Annotated in this window: 16 protein-coding genes; 12 read left to right on the top strand and 4 right to left on the bottom strand. The window is 56.7% G+C overall.

The window, feature by feature from the left end:
* Positions 1-146: 146 nt before the first annotated feature.
* Positions 147-899, bottom strand: a complete 753-nt coding sequence (gene pyrH / locus AC2FH8_RS01220) for a UMP kinase (protein WP_142634233.1) — start codon at positions 897-899, stop codon at positions 147-149.
* 95 nt (positions 900-994) lie between these two features.
* Between pyrH and miaA the strand changes: the two genes are divergently transcribed.
* The 5 genes from miaA (at position 995) to AC2FH8_RS01195 (ending at position 8,700) form a co-directional block, all read left to right on the top strand.
* Complete coding sequence (miaA, locus tag AC2FH8_RS01215; RefSeq protein ID WP_281994721.1) at positions 995-1,888, top strand: tRNA (adenosine(37)-N6)-dimethylallyltransferase MiaA; 894 nt, start codon at positions 995-997, stop codon at positions 1,886-1,888.
* 320 nt (positions 1,889-2,208) lie between these two features.
* On the top strand, positions 2,209-3,879 hold the full coding sequence (locus tag AC2FH8_RS01210) for an ABC transporter substrate-binding protein (RefSeq protein ID WP_142634235.1): 1,671 nt from the start codon (positions 2,209-2,211) through the stop codon (positions 3,877-3,879).
* Between the two features lie 117 nt (positions 3,880-3,996).
* A complete protein-coding gene (locus tag AC2FH8_RS01205; protein ID WP_496687738.1) occupies positions 3,997-5,043 on the top strand; it encodes an ABC transporter permease in 1,047 nt (348 codons plus the stop codon).
* A 13-nt stretch (positions 5,044-5,056) separates the two neighbouring features.
* Positions 5,057-6,520: an ABC transporter permease gene (locus AC2FH8_RS01200; RefSeq protein WP_496687735.1), complete on the top strand. Its 1,464-nt coding sequence runs from the start codon at positions 5,057-5,059 to the stop codon at positions 6,518-6,520.
* A gap of 92 nt (positions 6,521-6,612) precedes the next feature.
* Positions 6,613-8,700, top strand: a complete 2,088-nt coding sequence (locus AC2FH8_RS01195; protein ID WP_496687732.1) for a dipeptide ABC transporter ATP-binding protein — start codon at positions 6,613-6,615, stop codon at positions 8,698-8,700.
* Positions 8,701-8,841: 141 nt separating this feature from the next.
* On the opposite strand, the gene AC2FH8_RS01190 is transcribed toward AC2FH8_RS01195, so the two are convergent.
* Positions 8,842-9,420: a lytic transglycosylase domain-containing protein gene (locus tag AC2FH8_RS01190; RefSeq protein ID WP_496687729.1), complete on the bottom strand. Its 579-nt coding sequence runs from the start codon at positions 9,418-9,420 to the stop codon at positions 8,842-8,844.
* Positions 9,421-9,627: 207 nt separating this feature from the next.
* On the opposite strand from AC2FH8_RS01190, the gene ssb reads away from it, so the two are divergent.
* Together ssb and AC2FH8_RS01180 are read left to right on the top strand one after the other, a co-directional pair.
* Positions 9,628-10,125, top strand: coding sequence for a single-stranded DNA-binding protein (ssb, locus tag AC2FH8_RS01185; RefSeq protein ID WP_142634245.1), 498 nt, complete (start codon positions 9,628-9,630; stop codon positions 10,123-10,125).
* An 18-nt stretch (positions 10,126-10,143) separates the two neighbouring features.
* Complete coding sequence (locus AC2FH8_RS01180) at positions 10,144-11,214, top strand: site-2 protease family protein (RefSeq protein WP_496687725.1); 1,071 nt, start codon at positions 10,144-10,146, stop codon at positions 11,212-11,214.
* On the opposite strand, the gene aroB is transcribed toward AC2FH8_RS01180, so the two are convergent.
* A complete protein-coding gene (gene aroB / locus AC2FH8_RS01175; RefSeq protein ID WP_496687722.1) occupies positions 11,215-12,321 on the bottom strand; it encodes a 3-dehydroquinate synthase in 1,107 nt (368 codons plus the stop codon). It lies immediately after the preceding gene.
* Entirely contained in the window at positions 12,322-12,909 is a 588-nt protein-coding gene (locus tag AC2FH8_RS01170; RefSeq protein ID WP_281994724.1) for a shikimate kinase, read from the bottom strand.
* A gap of 79 nt (positions 12,910-12,988) precedes the next feature.
* On the opposite strand from AC2FH8_RS01170, the gene AC2FH8_RS01165 reads away from it, so the two are divergent.
* From AC2FH8_RS01165 to AC2FH8_RS01145, 5 genes are all read left to right on the top strand, one after another.
* Positions 12,989-13,138, top strand: a complete 150-nt coding sequence (locus tag AC2FH8_RS01165; protein ID WP_185956616.1) for a hypothetical protein — start codon at positions 12,989-12,991, stop codon at positions 13,136-13,138.
* Complete coding sequence (locus tag AC2FH8_RS01160) at positions 13,128-14,651, top strand: hypothetical protein (RefSeq protein WP_271946686.1); 1,524 nt, start codon at positions 13,128-13,130, stop codon at positions 14,649-14,651. The genes AC2FH8_RS01165 and AC2FH8_RS01160 overlap by 11 nt, the downstream gene beginning before the upstream one ends.
* Positions 14,652-14,653: 2 nt before the next feature.
* On the top strand, positions 14,654-15,607 hold the full coding sequence (locus AC2FH8_RS01155; protein WP_271946685.1) for a site-specific tyrosine recombinase XerD: 954 nt from the start codon (positions 14,654-14,656) through the stop codon (positions 15,605-15,607).
* A 63-nt stretch (positions 15,608-15,670) separates the two neighbouring features.
* A complete protein-coding gene (locus AC2FH8_RS01150) occupies positions 15,671-16,978 on the top strand; it encodes an HlyC/CorC family transporter (protein WP_142634257.1) in 1,308 nt (435 codons plus the stop codon).
* Positions 16,979-17,071: 93 nt separating this feature from the next.
* Entirely contained in the window at positions 17,072-19,489 is a 2,418-nt protein-coding gene (locus AC2FH8_RS01145) for a GcvT family protein (protein WP_496687717.1), read from the top strand.
* Positions 19,490-19,512 lie beyond the last annotated feature (23 nt).

Here is a 19,512-nt window from a genome sequence, read left to right as displayed (position 1 = left end):
AGGTGCCCGCAGAACCTGCGCCTTTGCCGCGCAAGTACGCTGACAAATTGCCCACAGCTTTTGCCATCGTCAAGAACACTGTGCCCTGAACCAAAGAAAAAGCCGGGCAATCATGCCCAGCCTTGAAAATGAGTACCGTTCGGGTGTCAGCCTTGAACTTTTGTGTAGGTTCCCTCACCGGCCAGGATACCGCGGAAACCGCCCGGCTCATCCAATCCGAATACGATCAGAGGCAGGTTATTGTCGCGCGCTAGCGCAATGGCCGATGCATCCATGACTTTCAGCCGCTTTGCCAACACGTCATCGTAGCTGACCGAGTCATAACGCACCGCATCCGAATGTTCTTTGGGGTCTTTGTCATAGACACCGTCCACGCCGTTCTTACCCATAAAGATCGCCTCGCAAGCCATCTCATTGGCGCGCAGTGTCGCTGCGGTATCTGTGGTGAAATACGGATTCCCTGTTCCAGCGGCAAAGATGCAGACCCGTTTCTTTTCCAGATGCCGCACAGCGCGGCGGCGGATGTAAGGCTCGCAAACCTCATCCATACGAATGGCCGAGATCACACGAGTAAATACGCCAACCTCCTCAAGCGCCGATTGCATGCCAAGCGCATTCATGACCGTAGCCAGCATACCCATGTAATCCGCCGTCGTCCGTTCCATCCCCTGGGCTGAACCGCTGAGGCCGCGGAAGATGTTGCCACCGCCGATGACCATGCAGATCTCGACCCCAAGGTCATGCACCGACTTTACCTCTTGCGCGATGCGCTGAACGGTGGGGGGATGCAGGCCAAAACCCTGATCTCCCATCAGCGCCTCGCCCGAAATCTTCAGCATCACACGGCTGTATTTCGCCTTGGTCGTATCGACAGTGTCGGTTGTGGGGGAAAGGGTCATATTGCGCTCCGGGCTGGCACGGGTTTAATTCCGGCGCAAAATGAAGCAAAAGCTCCGCGGGTTCAATGCGGATCATAAGGAATGAGGCAACCTGAATGGCCAATGCCAAGATGACGCAGATTTGGGACCGCCTTCCCCCTATTCCTGACGACAAACCCGTCTTGATCGCTGGGCCCACCGCATCGGGGAAATCAGCATTGGCGCTGAAGATCGCCGAAACGTTCGGCGGCGTGATCGTCAATGCAGATGCAAGCCAGGTTTATGATTGCTGGCGCGTGATCTCGGCGCGTCCCTCCGCCGAGGAAGAAGCCCGCGCGCCGCATCTGCTTTATGGTCATGTGCCTTATGATCAGGACTATTCGACTGGCCACTGGTTGCGCGAGGTCAAGCCATTGCTGTCCGGCGGAAAGCGCCCCATCATTGTGGGCGGTACAGGTTTGTATTTTTCTGCCCTGACCGAAGGTATGGCCGATATCCCGGCGACTCCGACCAAAGTTCGGGCTGCCGCGGATCAACTGGACCTAGCTACACTGATTGATGGGGTCGATGCTAAAACCCTGGCCGGGATTGACACCCGGAATCGCGCCCGCGTTCAACGCGCGTGGGAAGTTCAGCAAGCCACCGGGCGCAGCTTGCGGGACTGGCAAGCCGACACCCCTCCTCCGGTCCTGAACCCGCAAGACGCCGTGCCCATTGTGTTTGATGTCGACAAAGAATGGCTATTGGATCGGATCAGGCGCCGGTTTGACCTGATGCTGGAAAGTGGTGCTTTGGAAGAAGTTGAGGCGATGCGAAACCGGTATGACGCCTCGCTGCCGTCTTTCAAGGCCATCGGCGTTCCCGAGTTGGTAGCCTATCTTGAAGGCCGTATCACACTGGATGACGCGCGCGAGCGTGCCACAATCTCGACCCGTCAATTTGCCAAACGTCAGCGCACGTGGTTTCGCGCACGCATGAGAAACTGGATTCGCGCTGATTTATCAAAGTGATACTTAAGGTCGTTACAAACACATTTTCAAGACAACAGCCGCAGGTTCGAAGTGATCGAATCTGATTGGCGGTCACTTATTTGAATTACCCGGAGCACAGATTAAGCATCCGCGATGACGGAAACTTCGGCCTCAAAATGTCGCTTTTGTGCAGTTGATGACGATTTCCGACATTGACCTCATGGGAAATCTGGTGCCGAATGACGCCATGGGGATGCTGCATATCCAAAAAAAAACACACGAACCTGCTGCCTGACACCAACCGGTCTGAGCGGTTCAGAGCTACTTCATCAAAATCGATGTCACAGGGAGAGACATTAATGAAACACCAAACCATTACCGGAGCGCCGATCCATCGTGCCGCGGAAATGCACGCGCAAGAGTACCGCGACGGGCAACTAAGCCGCCGCGAGTTTTTGGCGCGCGTGACGGCATTGGGGGTTACCGTCCCCGCCGCCTATGGAATGATCGGCCTGGCGTCTCCGGCACAAGCACAAGAGCCACCGCGCGGTGGAACTATCCGCTATCAGATGGAAGTGCGCGCCCTGAAAGATCCACGTACTTATGACTGGACGCAAATTGCGACCTTCACGGCTGGATGGCTGGAATATCTGGTCGAATACAACAATGACGGTTCGTTCAAGCCGATGTTGCTGGAAAGCTGGGAATCCAACGATGACGCGACTGAGCACACGCTGAACGTTCGCAAAGGCGTCAAGTGGAACAATGGTGATGACTTCACCGCAGCGGATGTCGCCCGCAATATCGAAATGTGGTGTGACGCGGCAGTCGAGGGGAACTCGATGGCATCGCGCATGTCATCCCTGGTTGACGAGGCAACCCAGAAAGCGGGTGAAGGTGCAATCACTGTGGTCGATGATCACACGGTCAAGCTGACTTGCAACACGCCCGATATCACGATCATTCCTGGTATGGCCGACTACCCCGCAGCCATCGTGCACAGCAGCCACGATCCCAACAATATGCTGGCCAACCCGATTGGCACTGGCTTCATGATCCCTGAAAGCCACGAAGTGGGCGTAAAGGGTGTACTGGTCCGCAATGAAGAGCACGACTGGTGGGGATATGCTGCGGGCAAAGGTGGCTATATCGATCGGATCGAATTCATCGACTACGGCACCGACCCTGCGGCCTTCCTGGCTGCTTATGAGGCCGAAGAGATCGACATGAACTGGGAGTCGGTCGGCGAATTCGTAGACATCTTTGACAGCATCGGCCTGACACGGTCCGAGATTCCATCGGGCTTTACAATCGTCATCCGCCCGAACCAGCTGGCCGAAGATGCCGACGGCAACAAGATCTACGCCGACAAACGTGTGCGGCAGGCCCTGGCCATGGCCGTCGACAACGCCGTCTGCCTGGAGCTGGGCATGTCGGGATACGGCATTCCTGCCGACAACTGCCATGTTGGCCCGATGCACCCGGAACATGATTCCGCTGTAACCCGCCTGCCCTTTGATCCCGCAGCGGCCAAAGCGCTGATGGACGAGGCCGGAATGGGTGACTTCGAGCATGAGGTTCAGTCCATCGACGACGACTGGCGCCGCAACACGACCGCGGCCGTGGTAGCTCAGTTGAACGATGCTGGCATCAAGGCACGTCATACGGTTCTTCCGGGTTCGACTTTCTGGAACGACTGGACGAAATACGCCTTCTCGTCGACCAACTGGAACCACCGCCCGCTGGGCACGCAGGTTCTGGCGCTGGCCTACAAATCGGGTGTAGCCTGGAACGAGGCTGGTTTCGCCAATGACGAGTTCGACGCGCTTCTGGCCGAGGCAAACTCGATCGCGGATGTCGACAAGCGTCGCGAAGTCATGGCCAAGCTGCAGGCGATCATGATCGAAGAAGGCGTGACCATCCAACCCTATTGGCGGACGGCGATGCGTCACCACCGCGATAATATGGTTGGGGTTGAAAAGCACATCGCCGACCTGCCACAAATCTATAAGTTCGGCGTTCTTTCCTAAGCCGACAGATACAAGCCGCGCCGATTGGGCGCGGCTTTTTCGTCCGTATCGTGGCGACCAAAAAACAGCGAAGTGTGGGGCTTTTGACACCTGCACTGGCCACCAACAGGGGCTAATATGGGACTATTCATTCTAAAGCGTGTCGGCATCATGCTCATCACAGCTTTGTGCCTGACATTCTTGGTCTTCTTCCTCACCAACCTGTATCCAAACCTCGAAAAGCTTGCGAAAACGCAGGGCAATTTTCGTATGTCCGACGAACAGGTTGAAAGCTATCTTCGGAAAAACGGGTATCTGCAGCCGACGCCGATCAAATACGGCGAGTGGTTGGGCGTGCTGCCATCCTATCGGCACACCAACGAAGACGGCAGCGTACAAGGAAGATGTATCCTGCCCGGTGAAACCGCAGAAAGCTCGCCAAGCTTCTGTGGCATCCTGCAGGGATACTGGGGATACTCGTCCGTTTTCAAAGAGGAAGTTTCGAAAGTTGTTGGCACCCGGTTGGCCCTGACCGGTCGGTTGATGCTTTGGGTTATGTTGCTGATGGTCCCTTCGGCGCTGATCCTTGGGGTTCTGGCGGGTATGAAAGAAGGATCGGCCACCGACCGGACCCTTTCAACATTCGCCATCACGACGACAGCGACCCCGGAATATGTCTCGGGCGTGATCTTTATCGCGATCTTCACTTCGTCCGCCGTTGGCCTGAAATGGTTCAAAGGCACCGCGACACAGGCGATGGAGAACCCAACCTTTGAAAACTTCTTCCTACCGGTACTGACTATTGCTCTCTACGGGATGGGCTATATCGCTCGTATGACCCGCGCCTCGATGACCGAGGTGATGACGGCGCAATATATCCGTACCGCGCGGCTCAAAGGTGTTTCCTTCCCGAATATCGTTATGAAGCACGCGCTGCGAAACGCGCTGATCGCACCGTTCACAGTCATCATGCTGCAGTTTCCCTGGCTGCTGAACGGCGTGGTGATCGTCGAGACCCTGTTTAACTATAAAGGTTTCGGCTGGGCGCTGGTTCAGGCAGCAGGCAATAACGACATCCAGCTTCTGCTGGCGATTTCGGTAGTGTCGGTCTTTGTGGTGCTAGTAACGCAGCTGATCTCGGATATCGGCTATGTCTACCTCAACCCGCGCATCCGAATTTCGTAAGGAGGGACAGAACATGGAACCACTTACCTGGACCGGCTCTATCGCCATTCTGAACCCCTTGCTGATGATCGCACTGGGTGCACTAGGGGTATCAATCATCGTCTGGATCTTGGGCAGCATCGTGTTGCCCGAAACGCCGGTCGTCGTGAATATCGACGGCACAATCAATGCAGATACCGGCCTGCGCGGCCTGACGCAGATCGCGCTAAGATACAGCTTTTTCGCCTGCGTTGCGCTGTGTCTGGCATATGTGGTGCTTGGCATTTTGATGGGGACAAGCGCCGGGATTATCGGAGCGATCTCTCGGCAGTTTTTACCTGTCTGGATGTCGCTGATCATCCTGTTTGCAATGTCGATCGCCTTCAAGCGCAAGCTTGGCCTTTACGGCAAACTGTTCGACAGCCCCATCGGTATGATCGGTTTTGGCCTTGTGATGTTCTGGGTCTTTACCGGCATTTTTGGTGCGCTGGACCTGATCGTCACGCATGATCCGCTGGCGCAAGTTTCAGGTATGAAGAACAAGTTGCCCGGAACTCCAATGCCCAGCACCGAGGACGGAACATATTCCTGGTATCTGCTGGGTGGGGACAATCTGGCCCGCGATGTGTTCAGCCGGATGGTCAAAGGGGCATGGATCGTGGTGCAGATCGCACCGATGGCAACCATATTTGCCTTCATGGTCGGGATTACTCTGGGCCTGCCTGCGGGGTTTTATGGCGGACGTCTGGACACGTTCCTGTCCTTCCTGGCAAACCTGATCCTGGCCTTCCCGGTAATCCTGCTGTTCTATCTGCTGGTCACGCCCGAGATCGTGGCAACCGGTGTGCCGAACTATATGGCAGCCGTGTTGTTCGTCTTTCCGATCCTGTTTCTTTGCGTCCTGCTGAATTCGCGGTTCTATACGCGGCCCAATTTCCGCACACCTTTGCTGATCGGAGTGTTGGGCATCGCGATGTGGCTCTATCTATCTCTGATTTCAACAGACGGCTACATCATCGAAACCAACAGCTACAACATCTGGGGACTGCCCACCTATCTGGACCTGTTCAATATCCCCGGCGGCATTCTGGTCGTGTTCGTTTCGGTGGTTTTCGTAAACTCACCCACGGTATTCCGCATCGTGCGTGGCCTGGCGTTGGACATCAAAACCCGCGATTATGTTGCCGCAGCGCAAACCCGTGGTGAAGGTCCATGGTACATCATGCTTTGGGAAATCCTGCCCAATGCGCGCGGGCCGCTGATCGTCGATTTCTGTCTGCGCATTGGCTATACGACCATCCTTTTGGGAACCTTGGGATTCTTTGGCCTCGGGCTACCACCCGAAAGTCCCGATTGGGGGTCGACGATCAATGAAGGGCGCAAGCTCTTGTCGATCTATCTGCACCCTGCCCTGCCACCTGCGCTGGCGCTGTTGACACTGGTTCTTGGGTTGAACCTGTTGGCTGATGGCCTGCGCGAAGAAAGTCTGAAGGACTGATGTATGAGCGGCCGGGGGCCCTGCCCCCGGACCCCCGAGGTATTTTTGGCCAGATGAAGGGGATCCCCGGGATCTGGTGAGGAGCAACACAGATGACCAAACTTGCGTCCTATGAGGGCCCGATATTGGAGATCGACAAGCTGTCGATTTCGTTTTTCACGCGGTTGCGCGAGATCCCTGCAGTGATGGATTTTTCGGTCAGCGTGCAGCCTGGTGAAGCTGTGGGGCTGGTTGGGGAATCGGGGTGCGGGAAATCCACCGTTGCGTTGGGCGTGATGCAGGATCTGGGCAAGAACGGGCGTGTTGTTGGCGGATCCATCAAGTTCAAGGGTCGTGACCTATCCGAGATGACGGCCGAAGAACTGCGCGATATTCGCGGCAATGAAATAGCCATGATCTATCAGGAACCTATGGCCAGCCTGAATCCCGCGATGAAGATCGGTCGGCAGCTGATGGAAGTACCGATGATCCACGAGGGCGTCAGCAAGGACGAGGCCTATGCCCGTGCGCTGGAAGTGGTCACCGATGTACGCCTGCCCGACCCTGAACGGATGCTGAATTCTTTCCCCCACCAGCTGTCGGGAGGCCAGCAACAGCGCATCGTGATCGCGATGGCGCTGATGTCCAAGCCATCGTTGCTGATCCTGGACGAGCCCACCACCGCGCTTGACGTGACCGTCGAGGCCGCGGTGGTCGAGCTGGTCAAGGATCTGGGCAAGAAATACGGCACCTCTATGCTGTTCATCAGCCACAATCTGGGGCTGGTGCTGGAAACCTGCGACCGGCTGTGCGTGATGTATTCCGGCGAAGCGGTCGAGCGCGGCTCAATCAAGGATGTGTTCGACGAAATGCAGCACCCCTATACGCAGGCGCTCTTCCGGTCGATTCCACTGCCGGGTGCGGACAAGAACGCGCGCCCGCTGGTGGCCATTCCGGGCAATTTCCCCCTGCCCCATGAGCGCCCTCCGGGCTGCAACTTTGGCCCACGCTGCGACTATTTCGAGGAAGGTCGCTGTGACGCGCAGAACATTCTGATGGAGGCCGTGCCAGGCAATGACCGGCATCATACCCGCTGTCTGAAATTTCAGGAGATCGACTGGAACGCGCCCATCACCCTGGCCGACCAAAAGGAAAAAGGTGAGATTGGCCGCGTTGTTCTAAAGATGGAAAATCTCAAGAAATACTATGAGGTTGCGGCAAATGCACTGTTCGGCGGCGGCGAAGCTAAGGTAGTCAAAGCCAACGAAACGCTGAGCTTTGAGGCGCATGAATCCGAGACACTCGCCATTGTGGGCGAATCCGGCTGCGGCAAATCCACCTTTGCCAAAGTTCTTATGGGGTTGGAGACGGCCACGGACGGGCAGATCCTGTTGGACAACCGCAATATCGAGGACGTGCCCATCGAAGAGCGCGACGCCAAGACGGTGGGCGAGGTTCAGATGGTGTTCCAGAATCCATTCGACACGTTGAATCCTTCGATGACCGTGGGCCGTCAGATCATCCGCGCTCTGGAAATCTTTGGCGTCGGTAAGTCCGAAGCCGAGCGCAAGAAGCGGATGCTCGAACTGTTGGACTTGGTGAAACTGCCCCGCGCCTTTGCCGAGCGGATGCCTCGACAGCTGTCGGGTGGTCAGAAACAGCGTGTCGGCATCGCCCGGGCCTTTGCCGGGGATGCGCGGATCGTGGTGGCGGATGAGCCGGTCTCGGCGCTGGATGTATCGGTGCAGGCGGCGGTAACCGACCTGCTGATGGAGATCCAACGCGAGCACAAAACCACACTGCTGTTCATCAGCCACGACCTGTCGATCGTGCGCTATCTCAGCGACCGGGTGATGGTGATGTATCTGGGCCATGTGGTCGAGCTGGGCACCACTGATCAGGTGTTTGCGCCGCCCTATCACCCCTATACAGAAGCCCTGCTGAGCGCAGTCCCCATCGCCGATACCTCGGTCGAGAAGCAGCACATCGTCTTGGAAGGCGACATCCCATCAGCGATGAACCCGCCTCCTGGCTGTCCGTTTCAGACCCGCTGTCGCTGGAAGTCCGAAGTCCCCAACGGTCTTTGCGAAAGAGATGTCCCACCCGTGAAAACCCTGGCAGACGGTCATCAGGTCAAATGCCATCTGGCAGACGACATCCTGGCACGTATGGAACCCGTCATAAAAATCGCCGCTGAGTAATGGGATTGGGTACGCAACAAGGGCGTCGGTAAGGTGGTTCCGGCGCCCTAATTAAGCGACACGACCGCAAGCAGCCTGTCACTGAACGCGCTAATTTGGCCAAGCCGCATCACCTGTTGATCCGGCAATTCATCGGGTGGCCTAACCGCCCCAAATCACCTTCACGTAATTCTGGGTTTCCTTGTAGGGTGGTACGCCACCGTGTTTTTCAACAGCCTGAGGTCCGGCATTATAGGCGGCCAGCGCAAGCCGCCAGGATTTGAACTTGCGGAATTGCCAGGACAAATACCGGGCTCCACCTTCAAGATTCTGTTTCGGGTCGCGCGGGTTCACGCCCAATAATTGTGCGGTCCCGGGCATCAACTGGGCCAGACCCAAGGCGCCTTTATGTGACACGGCATGGGGATTCCATCCACTTTCCTGCTGAACAAGGCGCAGGAACAGTTCTTCGGGAACATCGTGTTTACGAGCCGCTTGCCGCGCCATCGCCAGGTACTCACCCCGATAGTTGCCGGAATATCGCTTACTGAATTGTGGTTGAGGCGTCTTAGGCTTCAACCGATCTGAATCGCGGTACTGGGTGGCCGCACGGCCGTCCAAATATTTGGATTGCTTCAGAAAGATATCCTTACGGCTTTTGGTAGACAGCGTATCCGCCGCAGCGAGTCCACAGGTCAACGCAAAGCATAGAACCAATAAAAAACCAAATCTGAAACGCATTAATGCCTGTCCCGCACTGTCACGAACCCGAGTGAGTATATGTATTTCAGCCAATAATGAAAGCATGGTAAATTTTCTATGTGCAAACTCCCGACCAGTTCATTTCTCATGATCCATGTTCCAACCATGGTTCAGGGCGTATAGGGTCTCAGAAATACACAGCGCCAGATTCGGGCGCACTCAAGTCAGTTAAGAACGGGGAAATACATGGCGGGTTCTGTCAACAAGGTCATTCTGGTGGGAAATCTGGGGCGTGATCCCGAGGTACGGTCGTTCCAGAACGGTGGCAAGGTCTGCAATCTGCGCATCGCCACTTCCGAGACCTGGAAAGACCGCAACACCGGCGAACGCCGCGAGCGGACAGAATGGCACTCGGTCGCGATTTTTTCAGAACCATTGGCCCGCATTGCCGAGCAATATCTGCGCAAGGGCAGCAAAGTTTATATCGAAGGTCAGCTGGAAACCCGCAAGTGGCAGGATCAGTCCGGTCAGGACCGCTATAGCACTGAGGTGGTTTTGCGCCCCTATCGCGGCGAGCTGACTTTGCTGGATGCGCGTGGAGAAGGCGGCGGCGGTGGCGGTGGTCAATCCGGCGGTTACGGTGGCGGCCAGGCAGGTGGTGGCTATGGTGACCCCTATGGCGGACAATCCAGCGCCCCGGCACCCGCATCTGGTGGAATAGACGACGACGAGATTCCGTTCTAAGCACACCGGAGACACATCATGACATGGTCCTTCTCGCTCGGCCGACTTTTGGGGTCGGAACTGAAGGTCCATGTCACCTTTTTCCTCTTGTTGGCATGGGTTGGATTCGCTGCTTATTCTACCGGAGGGATGCAGGCCACGATCGGGAATCTGATTTTCGTGCTTGCCCTTTTTGCATGTGTGGTCGCGCATGAGTTTGGTCATGCGCTGATGGCGCGGCGCTATGGCATAAAAACTCCGGACATTACTTTATTGCCGATCGGCGGTCTTGCCCGATTGGAACGGATGCCAGAGAACCCCATGCAAGAGGTATCGGTGGCTTTGGCCGGTCCTGCGGTAAACGTCGTCATCTGGATCATCCTCGTCTTTTTGGGCGCAGGAATGCCATTTGAAACACTCGCCAATATTGATTCACCCGAGACCGGGCTTTTGAACCGCCTCGCCTATGTGAACCTTCTTCTGGCTGCCTTTAATCTCATCCCCGCATTCCCGATGGATGGTGGACGCGTTTTTCGCGCACTGCTCTGCCTGAGGATGGATCGGGTCAAGGCCACGCGCATTGCCGCATTTGCCGGTCAGATAGTGGCGGTAGGATTGGGGTTTCTGGGGCTAAGCACAGGCAATCCGTTGTTGGTTCTGATCGCGGTTTTTGTATTCGTTGCCGCCAATGCAGAAAGCCAGGACGTCGCAATGCGATCAGTGGCGCGTCAGGTTCTGGCCCGCGACGCCATGATCACCGAGTTTCACGCCCTATCGCCAACCGACACGCTTGCGACCGCCGCTCAAGCAGTTATTCACACCACTCAGCATGAATTTCCATTGTTGGACGCAACAGGGAAACTGCAGGGCTTTGTCACGCGCGACCGGCTGTTTGCTGCCCTCGCCAAAGATATTCCCCGGTCAGAATTGGCCAGTTCAATCATGGTTGAGGATATCCCGACAGTGACCCTGAGCAGCGGGTTGGAAGCGGTTCTGAAACAGTTCCACGGGGGTGCCCCCGCAGTTGCCGTCTGCACGCGGTCAGATCAAATGGTCGGCTATATTACCCGTGAAAATATTGGCGAGTTAATGATCATTCGCGGACGTTGATCAACCCAGCGCGTCCTTGAGGACACTCAAAACCGCATCCCGCGGAACATCCGACGTGACAAATGCCTGCCCGATGCCTCGGGCCAGAATGAAACGCAGTTGGCCATCGATAACCTTCTTGTCTTGCGCCATCAGCTCGACCAGCGCTTCGGCGTCGGGCAAATCCCCGTGGATATCGGAAATGTCGGTTTTCATGCCCATCGCACGCAGATGTGCCCGAACCCGGCTTGGGTCCTCTTGCGAACATAATCCAAGTCGCGCCGACAGTTCGAATGCCAGTGCGCATCCAATCGCAACGCCTTCTCCATGCAGCAAACGATCAGAATACCCGGTAGCAGCCTCAAGCGCATGACAGAACGTATGCCCGAGATTCAGCAGGGCGCGATCCCCTTGCTCGGTCTCATCACGAGCGACGATGTCGGCTTTCATCTGAACGGATCGGGTGACGGCCCGAACCCGCGCGGCCATATCCCCGCCCGAGACATCGGGGCCATGGCCCTCGAGCCATTCAAAGAATGCCGCATCCCCCAACAGCCCGTATTTTACGACCTCACCATAACCGGACAGGAAATCCCTGTCGGTCATTGTGCCCAGAACCGAAGTATCCGCCAGCACCAGTGAGGGTTGATGAAATGCGCCAATCAGGTTCTTGCCCTGCGGTGCGTTGATCCCGGTTTTGCCGCCGACCGAACTGTCGACCTGCGCAAGCAGCGAAGTTGGTATCTGAACAAACCGTACGCCCCGGCGCAAAACGGCCGCGGCAAATCCGGCGAGATCACCTATAACCCCACCTCCGAACGCAACCACCACGTCACGCCGCTCGATTTTCTCGGCCAACAGCCATTCGACCGCACGCTCAAAATGCGGCCAGCTTTTGGTCGCTTCGCCCGCGGGCAGCGCCAATGCGGACATTTCGATCCCTGCGCTGGCCAACCCATCCCGCAACGCGTCAAGATGCAGGCTCGCCACGTTTTCATCGGTCAGAACCGCTACTTTGGGTCGCGGTAGCAAAGGCGCTATGCGCTGACCGGCCTGCGCCAGCAGATCGGGGCCGATCTCAACATCATAGGACCGATCCCCAAGCTCAACATGTACGGTTTGGTGCATCTATTTCCGTTCCAAAACATCAGGTCGCGTCATCAGAGCTTTGACGACACGCTCTACCATATCTTCAATCGAGACATCCCCGTCGGAGGAAACCGCCAGATCGGCGCGTTCATAGATCGGAACACGCTGATCGTACAATGCACGAAGGGTCGCAAACGGATTTTCGGTGCGCAAAAGCGGGCGCGTATCCTTGTGGCGAACGCGGTTCCACAAGACACCCAAATCGGCGCGCAACCAAACGGACACCCCGCGTTGAGTGATCATGTCGCGGTTTTGTTCAGTCATAAAGGCACCGCCGCCAGTAGAAAGGATACCTTTTTCCTCGACCAAAAGCCGCCCGATGACCTGGCTTTCCTTGCTGCGAAAAAAGGCTTCGCCATCACGCTCGAATATCTCGGGGATGGTCATGTTGGCCGCTGATTCGATTTCGGCATCGCTATCGAGGAAAGGAACCCCCAACCGAGCGGCCAAAGCGCGGCCTACGGCGGTCTTTCCGGCCCCCATCATACCTACAAGCACCACTGTTTTGTGCAGTGTATAGTCCGAAACGGCAGATGCCGCATGGGTGTTATGCTTAATTTCGCTCATTTCATCGTGAATGACGTGATCTTAGGAAAAATGCCAGTTATAACTTGGTCAAAAGAGAAAATTGAGGCAGCGTTTGACCATGGGCCGTCTGATCAAGTTCCTGATATATCTGATTTGCCTGTGTTTCATCGGGCTGGTGGGATATGTCTACCTGGGTGAGTTTTTTGGTGCAGATTTCTCTGCGCCGCAAAGCGAGGTCAGGGAGCCGGTAATACTGAATGTCGAATAAAGTGGCGGTGGTTGCACTGTTTCTTGCAGGAACAGCGCAGGCGCAGCAGGAACCCCTTTCTGTTATTGAATGGCTGGCCAATCCTCCGGAAAACCTTCCGGGGACGGTTTTGCTTGAGCCACCCGTGGCGCAGCCCGGCGGTCAGCCCGATGTTCTTGTGACCCCGCTTCAGGCATTGTCACAACCCCTGGGCCTGGTTGCTTCGACTGTCACAGGATTGCCTGTCGACATGTGGCAGAACAGCGATCCCCAACGCTTGTCCGAACTGATCGAAAGCGTCCCGGTCAAGTACAACCCTGCAATGCAGCGTTTGCTGTTCACGTTGCTTTTAACCGAAGCTCGGGCACCGACGTCCAGTAAAGGGGAAGAGATTTTGCTTTTGGCGCGGCTCGACCGCCTCATGCATCTTGGCGCTGCGGACCCCACGCAATCATTGGTACAGCTGGCAGGCCCGACGAACAGTCTTGACCGGTTTCAACGCTGGTTCGACGCCACCCTTCTGACCGGGGATGAAGATCGCAGTTGCACGGCGCTGATTGCTCAGCCGCATTTGTCACGGGACTATGCCGCTCAGATTTTCTGCAAGGCCCGGCGTGGGGATTGGGACTCGGCCGCTCTCACGCTTGAGGCAGCCCATGCCCTACAGGTTCTAGCACCACAAGAGCTGGAGGTTCTGGACAGGTTTCTAAGCCCTGAACTGTACGAAGACGCCGAGTATCTGCCGCAACCGGACGACCCCTCGCCCCTGATGTTCCGCTTGTTCGAAGCTATTGGCGAACGTTTGCCCTCGGCTGCTTTGCCCCGCGTCTTCGCAAATGCGGATCTGCGGGATGTTGCGGGCTGGAAGGCTCAGGTCGAAGCCGCGGAACGGTTGACACGCGTTGGGGCGCTAACGCCAAATCAACTGCTGGGGCTCTATACAGAACGGTCTCCGGCTGCGTCTGGAGCCGTATGGGACCGGGTATCGTCGATACAGCGGTTCGAAAATGCACTTGATTCTGGCAATTCGGCAAAGATCGCCAAAGCTCTGCCGGTGGTTTGGAACCAGATGCGCAATATCGGCCTGGAAGTGCCATTCGCTGAACTTTTCGCCGGGCGCCTCTCTCAGGTCAAACTACAGAAACCCGCGGCCGAGGATCTGCGGTGGCGCATTCTGTTGCTGTCAGATCTATATGAAACAGCGGCGTTGTCGGCTCCGGACAATTCTGAAGAAAGTCAGTTTCTGGCTGCGCTGGCTCAGGGTGATCCGGGGCGCGCGCCCTCCCCTTCGCCGCTGGCGGATGCCATCGCAGAGGGGTTTGCATGGGCGGCGCCGGTGCCAACCGATATCAGCAACATGCTGGACGAAGGCCGCCTCGGTGAGGCGCTTCTGGAGACGATGGTCCTGTTTGCCCATGGATCGCGGGGAAATCTGGTCGACCTGACAGCAGCCATGGCAACCCTGCGCCGGGTCGGTCTAGAAGATACCGCGCGCCGCGCCGCGCTGAACCTGCTGATCCTGCAGGGCAGGTGATCATGACGTCTCCGGGCTCTGACGAAATCTGGATTTCGATCTTTCTGGAAGCACAGGCCGCCGAGTTAGGCGCTGCCCAAAATACGCTTGTTGCCTATGGCCGCGATCTCAAGGATTTTTCGGCCTGGCTGCGGCGCCGGAAAATTGGGTTTGCAGAGGCCGACGCCAAGCAGGTTGAGGATTACCTGATCAGTTGCGACGCACAGGGATTGGCTCAATCCACCCGCGCGCGCCGTTTGTCTGCTATAAAACAGATTTATCGGTTTGCATTCGAGGAAGGTTGGCGTTCGACAAACCCCGCGATCAAGATCAAAGGCCCAGGACGGCCAAAGCGGCTGCCGAAAACTCTGGATGTATCCGAGGTGGACCAGTTACTGGCTGCTGCGCGCGAAAGCGGGCGAAACAACATCGAAAAGCTGCGCAATACCTGTCTGATGGAAATCCTGTATGCCACCGGGATGCGTGTCACTGAACTGGTATCGTTGCCGGTGTCATCGGCGCGCGGCGATCCAAGGATGCTCTTGGTATTGGGAAAAGGTGGCAAAGAGCGGATGGTTCCACTGTCCCCACCGGCTCGACAGGCGCTTTCGGCATGGTTGGCGGCTCGGGATGAGACTGACGAAAAGCGTGTTTCAAAGGGTGGGCAGAGTTCCCGATTTCTTTTTCCCTCACGTGGCAAGGCCGGGCATCTGACTCGGCATATGTTCTATCATCTGATCAAGGAACTGGCGGTTCACGGTGGGGTCTCGCCCGAAAAGGTTACACCGCACACCTTGCGTCACGCTTTTGCGACACATCTTCTTGCCAACGGTGCCGATTTGCGATCGATTCAAACATTGCTTGGTCACGCGGATGTGGCGACCACAGAAATCTATACTCATGTCCTGGAAGAACGGCTGGCTGAACTGGTGTTGCAGCATCACCCATTAGCTAAAGATCCAGTTGAAAAGGGCTAACTCCTTGATCCAGTCAAGCCGCGCCCCCATAACAGACGCAGAAACACAAGCAGCTAAGGACCGATGGAACCCTCAACTTCTCTGATCGACGGCACATTCTGGCTTACGTCCGGTGCCATATTGCTATTGCTCTTCTTATCGGGGTTTTTCTCGGGTTCTGAAACGGCTCTGACGGCCTCGTCACGCGGCAAGCTGCGGGCGCAGGCGGACAAAGGGTCGCGCGGGGCGCAGAAGGCGCTGGACATCACCGACGACAACGAACGGCTGATCGGATCGGTTTTGCTGGGCAACAACCTGGTCAACATTCTTGCGGCCTCGTTGGCCACAGCGATGTTCACGCGCCTCTTTGGCGAAAGCGGCGTAGCATTGGCAACCCTGGTCATGACCTTGCTGGTTCTGATCTTTGCTGAAGTTTTGCCCAAGACCTATGCCATAACCAATTCGGAAAAAGCGGCATCCGCCGTTGCTCCGATCATCAGCGTGGTTGTCACCCTATTCTCACCGGTCGTTTCGGCCGTACGCCTATTGGTACGGGGAGTTTTACGCCTGTTCGGTGTACAGATCGACCCGGACAGCAACATTCTGGCCGTGCGCGACGAAATCGTTGGGGCCCTGCATCTGGGCCATTCCGAAGGCGTGGTCGAGAAGGAAGACCGTGACCGTATTCTGGGCGCCTTGGATCTGGGTGAACGTGCGGTTGAAGAGATCATGCTCCATCGTTCGAATATCGAGATGGTTGATGCGGATGACGCTCCCGAGGCGATCCTGAAACAATGCCTTGAAAGCCCCCATACACGCCTGCCTGTCTTTAGGGACGAACCAGAAAACATCGTTGGGGTTGTTCACGCCAAAGACCTGTTCCGCGCTATGTATGCCCATGCAGGAAGCAGCGAACGTGAAAACAACCGATTGAAAGAGTTCGATGTCTCAAAGGTAGCGAACGCCCCTTATTTTGTGCCTGAAACGACCACTCTGGACGATCAGATGCGGGAATTCCTGCGGATGCATAGCCATTTTGCGCTGGTGGTCGACGAATATGGTTCACTCAGGGGTCTAATCACGCTTGAAGATATCCTCGAAGAAATCGTCGGCGAGATCGCTGATGAGTTTGATATTGATGAGGACGTCCCGGTAACGCGAACCGAAGACGGCCAGTACCTTGTTGAAGGCGCCATGACGATCCGCGATGTAAACCGCGCGATGGAATGGTCTTTGCCCGACGAAGAGGCCAATACCGTGGCCGGTCTGGTCATCCACGAAGCGCAGATGATCCCGATCACGGGTCAGGTATTCTCGTTCCACGGTTTCAGATTCGAAGTCGTCGCGCGCGAAGGCAACAGGATCACAGAGCTGAAGATCCGTCCCCTCTGATCCTCTCGCCGCGACAGCCTATGTCGTGAACGGAACAGTATCCCTGGTTCTGCGATTGCAGGCTTTGACTATATCGCAAGGGGAGACTGTGACGTGAAGACAACAACTCAGGTAGCTGTAATCGGTGGCGGCGTTGTCGGGTGTTCGGTTCTTTATCACCTGACCAAGCTGGGCTGGTCGGATGTGATGCTGCTGGAGCGGTCCGAATTGACCAGTGGCTCGACCTGGCACGCGGCGGGTGGTTTCCACACATTGAACGGCGACACCAATATGGCCGCACTGCAAGGCTATACGATCCGGCTGTATAAAGAGCTGGAAGAGATCACCGGCATGTCCTGTGGCCTGCACCACGTTGGCGGCATAACGTTGGCCGACAACCGCGACCGGTTTGACATGCTCCTGGCCGAACGTGCCAAGCACCGCTTTATGGGGTTAGAGACCGAAATCGTAGGCCCTGAAGAGATAAGGAAAATCGCACCGATCACCAATACCGACGGCATCATCGGCGCGCTCTATGATCCGCTGGACGGGCATCTTGATCCGTCCGGAACCACCCATGCCTATGCCAAAGCGGCGCGGATGGGCGGCGCAACAATCGAAACCCATTGCATGGTGCACGAAACAAATCAGCGCGCCGATGGCACCTGGGATGTGGTCACCAACAAGGGCACGATTCATGCTGAACATGTGGTCAACGCTGGTGGGCTCTGGGCGCGCGAGGTTGGCGCCATGGCCGGTGTCTATTTCCCGCTGCATCCGATGGAACATCAGTACCTGGTCACCGACTCGATCCCCCAAATTGAGGCAATTATCGACGCAGGTGGCGAACATCCCCATGTCATGGATCCCGCCGGCGAAAGCTATCTGCGGCAAGAGGGACGCGGTCTGTGCATCGGCTTTTATGAACAAACCTGCAGGCCCTGGGCTGTCGACGGCACCCCGTGGGATTTCGGTCACGAGCTTCTTCCCGATGATTTCGACAAGATCACCGATAGTATTGAATTCGCTTATCGCCGCTTTCCTGTTCTGGCCGAGGCTGGTGTGAAATCGGTGATCCACGGGCCGTTTACCTTTGCACCGGACGGCAATCCTCTGGTCGGGCCGGTTCCGGGGTTGCGCAACTATTGGTCGGCCTGCGGCGTGATGGCCGGGTTCAGCCAGGGCGGCGGCGTTGGTCTGACACTGGCGCAATGGATGATTGAGGGTGAGCCAGAGCGCGACGTCTTTGCGATGGACGTGGCGCGGTTCGGGGATTGGATCAGCCCGGGCTATACCCGTCCAAAGGTCATCGAGAACTATCAGAAGCGGTTCAGCGTCTCTTATCCGAACGAGGAATTGCCGGCAGCTCGCCCAGCCCGCACAACGCCGATGTATGATATCTTTACCGATCTTGGTGCTGTGTGGGGTCAGCAATACGGGCTTGAGGTGCCCAATTACTTTGCCCAAGGGGATGAACCGGGCTATGAAACGCCCTCGTTCCGCCGATCCAACGCATTCGATGCCACCGGGCGCGAAGTTCGGGCCGTGCGATCAGGTGTTGGCATCAACGAAGTGCACAATTTTGGTAAATACCGCATTGTTGGACCTGCTGCCCGTGATTGGCTGGATCGGATCATGGCGGGTCGAATCCCGAAACCGGGCCGCGTGTCGCTAACCCCGATGCTATCACCAAAGGGCAAGCTGATCGGTGATTTTACCGTTTCCTGTCTTGATGAGACCGAGTTCCGTCTGACCGCCTCCTACGGCTCTCAGGCGTTTCACATGCGCTGGTTCCTGCAAAATGCGCAGAATGGCGTGACTGTCGAAAACATCAGCGATCGGCAGAACGGGTTCCAGATCGCAGGCCCAAAAGCCACGCAGGTTCTGGCGGCCTGCACCCGTGATGACCTGAGCGGATTTCGGTTCCTCGATCTGCGCCGCATGACCGTTGGGATGACCGACTGTATCGTCCAGCGCGTCAGCTATACCGGCGATTTGGGGTACGAGGTCTACTGCGATCCCATGGCACAAAGGCAGTTGTGGTGGACCTTATGGCAGGCCGGGCAAGAACGCGGCATCGTCCCCTTTGGTATGCGCGCGATGATGAGCCTGCGACTGGACAAATTCTTTGGCTCCTGGATGCGAGAGTTCTCGCCCGATTACACGGCCGCGGAAACCGGTCTGGATCGGTTCATTTCATTCTCTAAGAACGCCGATTTCATTGGCCGCGCAGCTGCCGAGGCTGAACGCGCCTCTGGCCCTGCCCGTCGACTGGTCGCGTTCGAGGTTGATGCCGAGGACGCTGATGTCAACGCGTATGAGCCGGTTTGGCTGGGCGGAAAGGTCGCCGGGTTTTGCACTTCGGGTGGCTATTCACACTATGCAGGCAAGTCCATTGCCATGGGGTTTCTGCCAACAGACCGCGCTGCGGACGGGCTGGAAGTAGAAATCGAAATACTTGGCCAGTTGTGCAAGGCACGCGTGATCTCAGAACCGTTATTCGACGCCGATGGCGCGCGTATGAGGGGATGACACTGCTTTCATACGTCTGCATT

Source organism: Ruegeria sp. CDSC025 (assembly GCF_059610805.1).
This window is presented reverse-complemented; position numbering and strand designations above follow the sequence as displayed.